This is a genomic window from Pelomonas sp. KK5 (assembly GCF_001984095.1).
Lineage (GTDB): Bacteria > Pseudomonadota > Gammaproteobacteria > Burkholderiales > Burkholderiaceae_C > KK5.
Map to the genome: position 1 here is coordinate 1 of NZ_LYVQ01000309.1, position 5895 is coordinate 5895.

7 protein-coding genes and 1 pseudogene are annotated in these 5895 nt (G+C 69.2%); 4 read left to right on the plus strand and 4 right to left on the minus strand.

All coding sequences use genetic code 11. The features are described from left to right. The 3 genes from B0W88_RS28935 to ssuE form a co-directional block, all read right to left on the minus strand. The coding region (locus B0W88_RS28935; protein WP_144007044.1) for an LLM class flavin-dependent oxidoreductase at nucleotides 1-293 on the minus strand (293 nt) is incomplete at its 3' end. Between the two features lie 16 nt (nucleotides 294-309). Beyond that, the gene (locus B0W88_RS28940) at nucleotides 310-1260 is read right to left on the minus strand and encodes a sulfonate ABC transporter substrate-binding protein (RefSeq protein WP_077038007.1); all 951 of its coding nucleotides are present in this window, start codon (nucleotides 1258-1260) and stop codon (nucleotides 310-312) included. Between the two features lie 19 nt (nucleotides 1261-1279). Continuing rightward, nucleotides 1280-1834 carry an NADPH-dependent FMN reductase gene (gene ssuE / locus B0W88_RS28945; protein ID WP_077038008.1) on the minus strand — a complete coding sequence of 185 codons (555 nt, stop codon included), beginning with the start codon at nucleotides 1832-1834 and terminating at the stop codon, nucleotides 1280-1282. Nucleotides 1835-1958: 124 nt separating this feature from the next. Between ssuE and B0W88_RS28950 the strand changes: the two genes are divergently transcribed. Next, a complete protein-coding gene (locus B0W88_RS28950) occupies nucleotides 1959-2960 on the plus strand; it encodes an aldo/keto reductase (protein WP_077038009.1) in 1002 nt (333 codons plus the stop codon). Nucleotides 2961-3004: 44 nt separating this feature from the next. Here the strand turns inward: B0W88_RS28950 and B0W88_RS28955 are convergent, their stop codons facing one another. Then, nucleotides 3005-3715, minus strand: a complete 711-nt coding sequence (locus B0W88_RS28955) for a TetR/AcrR family transcriptional regulator (protein ID WP_077038010.1) — start codon at nucleotides 3713-3715, stop codon at nucleotides 3005-3007. A 149-nt stretch (nucleotides 3716-3864) separates the two neighbouring features. Between B0W88_RS28955 and B0W88_RS28960 the strand changes: the two genes are divergently transcribed. From B0W88_RS28960 to B0W88_RS28970, 3 genes and pseudogenes are all read left to right on the plus strand, one after another. Further along, nucleotides 3865-5079 (plus strand): acyl-CoA dehydrogenase family protein, encoded by a 1215-nt coding sequence (locus B0W88_RS28960; protein WP_083749147.1) that lies wholly within the window; start codon nucleotides 3865-3867, stop codon nucleotides 5077-5079. Nucleotides 5080-5084: 5 nt separating this feature from the next. Then, on the plus strand, nucleotides 5085-5594 hold the full coding sequence (locus tag B0W88_RS28965; protein ID WP_077038011.1) for a flavin reductase family protein: 510 nt from the start codon (nucleotides 5085-5087) through the stop codon (nucleotides 5592-5594). A 31-nt stretch (nucleotides 5595-5625) separates the two neighbouring features. Next, a pseudogene (locus B0W88_RS28970) lies at nucleotides 5626-5895 on the plus strand (hypothetical protein); the annotation flags it as partial.

The window sequence follows — 5895 nt, forward strand, 5'->3', positions numbered from 1 at the left end:
CCGGAGAGGCGGTCCAGCGTGGCTGCCATGCGCGCCGACTGCACCGGCGCCACCAGGCCCGGCCGCAGCGCGACGAGGAACTTCAGCCGCCGCGTCGCCTCGATCAGGCTGGACGCGACGATCCAGCTGTCCTCGCAGCTGCGGCCGGTCGGCAGCAGCACGCCCTCGTAGCCCAGCGCATCGGCGGCCACCGCCACCTGCTTGTAGTAGTTGTAGTCGGCCACGCGGGCGCCCTGGGAGGTGCCGAGGTAGCGCGAGTCGCCGTGGGTGGGGATGAACCAGAAGATCTTCATGTGACGATTCGTTGACTTACTTCTGTGCCGTGCGGACCGACTTGGGCAGCGCGTCGGCGATGCGGATCGGCTTGGGGATCAGCTTCAGTTCATGGAAGGCATCGGCGATCTTCTGCTGCTGCTCGGCGATGGCCGGCGTGATCGGCTGGATGCCGTAGGCGAAGCGGCTGGCGGCCAGCTCGGTGATCGACGGATCGAGGCCGATCTGCGGCGCCAGCACCGCAGCCACCGCCTTGTCGTTGCCCTGGGCCCAGCGGTCCAGCTTGCCCAGCTCATCGACGATGGCCTGGATGATCTGCGGGTTCTTCTCGGCGTAGCCGCGCGAGGCGAGATAGAACTGGTGGTTGGCGACGAGGCCCTTGCCGTCTGCGAGGACGCGGGCGCCCAGCTGGCGCTCGGCGGCGGCGAGGAACGGGTCCCAGATCACCCAGGCATCGACCGCGCCCTTCTCGAAGGCGGCGCGCGCATCGGCCGGCGGCAGATAGACCGTCTGGATCTCGTTGTACTTGATGCCGTGCTTTTCCAGCAGCTTGACCAGCAGGTAGTGGACGTTGGAGCCCTTGTTCAGCGCGATGCGCTTGCCCTTCAGCTCGGCCACGCTCTGGATCGCCGAGCCCTTGGGCACGACCAGCGCTTCCGAGGCGGGCGCGGGCGGCTGGTTGGCCACGTACACGAGGTCCGCGCCGGCCGCCTGGGCGAAGATCGGCGGCGCCTCGCCGACGGTGCCGAAGTCGATGGAGCCCACGTTGAGGCCTTCCAGCAGCTGCGGCCCGGCGGGGAACTCGTTCCACTTGACGCTGACGCCCAGCGGGGCGAGGCGCTTCTCGAGGTCGCCCCTGGCCTTCAGCAGCGTCAGCGTGCCGTATTTCTGGAAGCCGATGCGGAGTTCCTGCTGGGCCTGGGCCAGGCTGCCGGACAGCAGGCCGGCCGTGAGGATGGCGATGGAAGCGAAGAGGCGGCGGTTCATCAGGGAGAGCTCCGAAAGGTCAGGAAACGAGGGCGGGAACTGCCACGCTGCGCGGCAGGCGGTCGAAGACGGCGCCGGCGCCGAGGCTCAGCCGCCGCGCCAGCTCATCGCCGATGCGATAGCTGCCGTCCTCCTCGCGGGCCAGCTGCGAATCGACGGCGAACACCGGATCGACCGGCGAACGCGCGCCCAGCGAGGACAGCACCGGCTGCAGCGCGTAGTCCAGCGCCAGCAGGTGCGCGAGGCTCCCGCCGCTGGCCAGCGACCACACGGTCTTGCCCTTGAGCCCGTCCTGCGGCAGCAGGTCGAGGAAGACCTTCAGCAGCCCGCTGTAGGCGGCCTTGTAGATCGGCGTGGCCAGCACGATGGCATCGGCCTCGGCCACCTGCTGCACGGCCTTCTGGATGCTGCAGTGATGCAGCTCGGCATGCAGCAGCGCGGCGGGCGGCAGGTCGCGCAGGCGCAGCGTCTGCGCGGCGAGGCCCAGGTGCTGCAGGCGCTCGCCGGCGGCGGCAAGCAGGGCGCCGGAGCGCGAGCGCGCGCTGGGGCTGGCGGCGATCAGCAGGATGCTCATGGAGGACAGCGGATAGAGTCGGTATGCAGCGCACTCTAGGAATCCGCGCCGGCGGCGTGAACGAAGAACTTCGCGTCTGCTTATGCGCCTAACGTCTAAACCGGACGCAATGAGGAACCGACCGATGCAATACCGCCACCTGGGCAAGAGCCCGCTCAAAGTCTCCGCCCTGTGCCTGGGCACGATGATGTTCGCCGACCAGACCGAGGTCGCCGAGGCCCGCAGCATCGTGGACCACGCCCGCGAGCACGGCGTGAACTTCATCGACACGGCCGACGTCTACACGACCGGCAAGTCCGAGCAGATGGTCGGCGAGCTGATCAAGGCGCAGCGCCACGACTGGGTGCTGGCCACCAAGCTCGGCAACAGGATGAGCGAGCGGCCCAACGAGTCGATGTACTCGCGCGCCTGGGTGATCCGCGAGTGCGAGGCGAGCCTCGCGCGGCTGCAGACCGAGCACATCGACATCTACTACCTGCACCGCGACTTCAACGGCATGGACCTGGAAGAGCCGCTGCGCGCGATCCAGGCGCTGCTAAACGCCGGCAAGATCCGCTACTGGGGCCTGTCCAACTTCCGCGGCTGGCGCATCGCCGAGGCGGTGCACGTGGCAAGGCAGCTGAACATGCCCGGCCCGGTCGTCTGCCAGCCCTACTACAACCTCTTGAACCGCATGCCCGAGGTCGAGATCCTGCCGGCCTGCCAGCACCACGGCATCGGCGTCGTGCCGTACAGCCCGATCGCGCGCGGCGTGCTGTCGGGCAAGTATCTGCCTGGTGAAAAGCCGGCCGAAGGCACCCGCGCCGGCCGCGGCGACACGCGCATCATGCAGACCGAGTTCCGCGAGGAATCGCTGCAGATCGCGCAGCGGCTGAAGGGCCACTGCGAGAGCAAGGACATCTCGCTGGCCCATTTCGCCAGCGCCTGGGTGCTGGCACACCAGGCGGTCAGCGCGGTGATCGCCGGGCCGAGGACGCTGGTGCAGTGGCAGGACTATCTGGGCGCGCTGGATCTCACGCTGACGGCCGACGACGAGGCGCTCGTGGACTCGCTGGTGCCGCCGGGCCATCCGTCGACGCCGGGCTATACCGACCCGGCGTATCCGATGCATCCGCGCCGGGGGTAGGCATGTTCCGTTCGGGCCGAGCTTGTCGAAGCCCTTCGGCAGGCTCAGGGCGAACGGAAGTTCTCTCCGTCCTCGAATGACCTGAATGCCTCGGCCGCATGGCTCAGCCGCCAGCCGTCGAGGTACTGCCGCGAGAATTTCACCCCCCGCTCGCACTGCGCCTTCGGGCAACCGAGCCCCGTCAGCGCGATGCGCACCGATTCGTCGATGTAGTGCTCCGGGTCCTTGACCCCGCGCCCCAGCGCATAGATGCCCGCCGTCGAGGCGCCCATCATGAAGTCCACGGCCACGTCCAGGTCGTCGAACCTGAACTGCCCGTTCGCCACCCCCGCCTTCAGGTCACCGCGCATGTACTTGCTGACCAGCAGCGTCTCCGACGCGATGCTGGAGCGCGTCACGAAGCTCGCCCAGTGCGGGTCCTGCTGCGCCCGCTTCAGGAAGATGCGAAAGCCCACCGAGAAGCGCTGCCAGGGCTCCTTCAGCAGGTCGTAGACCGGCAGGATGTCGGTCGTCATCTGGTCGCTCTGCGTGGCGGCCAGCGCCTGCAGCGCTTCGTCCAGCGACTGGAAGTGCAGGTAGAAGCTGCCGCGCGAGACACCCGCCTCGCGCACCACGTCCTCGATCACCGGCGTGCGCTCGCCGGCCGTGGCGAACACGCGCGTGGTCGCCTCGAGGATCTTCGCGCGCGTCAGCGCCCGCTTGCGCGCAGCCACGGCCACCCGATGGTCGACCGGCGGCGTTTCGTCCTGCGCCATCTCTGGACTCCTCTGCACTGACGGAACGTCATCCTGACGATCCGGTGTTTTGACGTAGTGAAAGTTCGCTTGGATCAGCCTGCGGCGGATCCTAAATTGAACACCACTGTCATTATGACACGGCAGTTCAACAGACGGAGACGAACACCATGGACATCCCCACCGCCGCCCTGCAACAGCAGCACGCCGATACCGAGACCCGCGCCACGCTCGTGCAGCGCGCCCGCAACCTGCAGCCGCTGCTGGCGAAGAACGCGCTGCAGACCGAGAAGGACCGCCGCGTCGCCGAGGGCAATATCCAGGCGCTGGCCGAAGCCGGCATCTTTCGCACGATGGTGCCGCGCCGCTATGGCGGCCACCAGGGCTCGGTGCGCACGCACCTGGAGGTGACGGCCGCCGTCGCCGAGGCCTGCGGCTCGACCGCCTGGGTCGTCGCGCTGACGAACGTGTGCGCCTGGTTCACCGGCCTGTTCGGCGAGCGCGCGCAGGACGAGGTGTTCGGCGCCAATCCGGATGCCCGCGTCTCCGGCGTGTTCTCGCCCTCCACGCAGGTGCAGCGGGTCGACGGCGGCTTGAAGGCCTCCGGCAAGTGGTTCTGGTCCTCCGGCTGCCTGCATGCCGACTGGGCGATGCTGGGCCTGCTGGAGACCGACGCGAGCGGCGCCGTCAAGGGCCAGTACCTCGCGCTGATGCCGATGAGCGAGCTGAGCATCGAGGACACCTGGTTCACCGCCGGCATGAAGGGCACCGGCAGCAACTGCGTCGTCGCGCAGGACGTGTTCGTGCCCGAGCACCGCCTGCTGCCGCTGATGCCCGCGGTGCAGAGCGAGTACCCGACGCCGTTCAAGGACGAGGCCGCCTACCGCGCCGCCTTCATCCCGGTGGCGGCGCTGATCCTGGTCGGCGCGCAGCTGGGCATGTCGCGCGCCGCGCTGGCCCATGTGATCGAGAAGGCGGGCCAGCGCTCGATCGCCTACACCTCGTTCAAGAAGCAGAGCGACTCGGTGTCGTTCCAGATCCAGGTCTCCAAGGCGGCGATGCTGATCGACACGGCCCACCTGCACGCCTTCCGCGCCGCCGACGACATCGACGCCGCCGCGCTGCGCGGCGAGGTGCTGGACTACGTGACCCGCGCCCGCGTCCGCGCCGACACCGGCTACGTGGCCCAGCATGCGAGCGAGGCGATCAACCTCTTGATGACCGCCCACGGCGCCGGCAGCTTCGCCGACGCGAGCCCGATGCAGCGGATCTGGCGCGATGCCAACACCGCCGCGCGCCACGCGATCGTGCTGCAGCCGGTGGGCGAGGAGCTCTACGGCAAGGCGCTGCTGGGCGTCGAGAACACGGTCACGCCGCTGGTCTGAGCACCATGGACAAGAAGCTGTTCCGCGACGTGATGGGGCACTTCGCCACCGGCGTCACCGTCGTCGGCTATGTCCACGAGGGCGAGGCGCGCGGCATGACGGCCAATGCCTTCATGTCGGTCTCGCTGGACCCGCCGCTGGCGATGGTCTCGGTGCGGCGCGCGGCGCGCTTCGCTGCCGCCGTGCCGCCGGGCGGGCGCTTCGGCGTCAGCTTCCTGCTGGAGAGCCAGCAGGAACTGAGCAGCCACTTCGGCGGCCGGCCGATCGAAGGCATCGCCGACCCGTTCGAGACCCGCGACGGCGCGCCGCTCGTCGCCGGCGCCCTCGCGCAGATGGTGCTGCGCACGGTGGACATCCACCCCGCCGGCGATCACCTGCTCTACATCGGCGAGATCGAGCACCTGGCGCTGGGCCGCGAGCGCAAGCCGCTGGTGTTCTACAGCGGCGCCTACAAGCAGGTGGACATGAAGACGGCGCCGCCGGAGATCTGCTGGTCCGGCAGCGAGGGTTGGTAGGACCGATCGACAACAACGAGGAGACCAAAGCATGAGAGACCAGAAGAACCCCGACCGCCGCGGCTTCCTGGCCGGCGGCGCGATGCTGGCCGCAGCCGCAGCGGCGCCTGCCGCCCTTGCCGCTCCCGCGGCGGCCCGGCGCATCGACGTCCACGCCCACTACCTGCCCGAGAAGTACCGCGGCGCGCTGGCCGCCGCCGGGCACGCCAAGCCCTCGGGCATGCCGGGCATCCCGGCCTGGAGCGTGGACCAGCACGTGGCGATGATGGACCGGCTCGGCATCGCCGCCTCGGTGCTGTCG

Excerpts from the sequence above, each read along its gene's own strand:
- B0W88_RS28940 (WP_077038007.1), bottom strand. The coding sequence starts at position 1,260 with ATGAACCGCCGCCTCTTCGCTTCCATCGCCATCCTCACGGCCGGCCTG.
- ssuE (WP_077038008.1), bottom strand. The coding sequence starts at position 1,834 with ATGAGCATCCTGCTGATCGCCGCCAGCCCCAGCGCGCGCTCGCGCTCC.
- B0W88_RS28950 (WP_077038009.1), top strand. The coding sequence starts at position 1,959 with ATGCAATACCGCCACCTGGGCAAGAGCCCGCTCAAAGTCTCCGCCCTG.
- B0W88_RS28955 (WP_077038010.1), bottom strand. The coding sequence starts at position 3,715 with ATGGCGCAGGACGAAACGCCGCCGGTCGACCATCGGGTGGCCGTGGCT.
- B0W88_RS28960 (WP_083749147.1), top strand. The coding sequence starts at position 3,865 with ATGGACATCCCCACCGCCGCCCTGCAACAGCAGCACGCCGATACCGAG.
- B0W88_RS28965 (WP_077038011.1), top strand. The coding sequence starts at position 5,085 with ATGGACAAGAAGCTGTTCCGCGACGTGATGGGGCACTTCGCCACCGGC.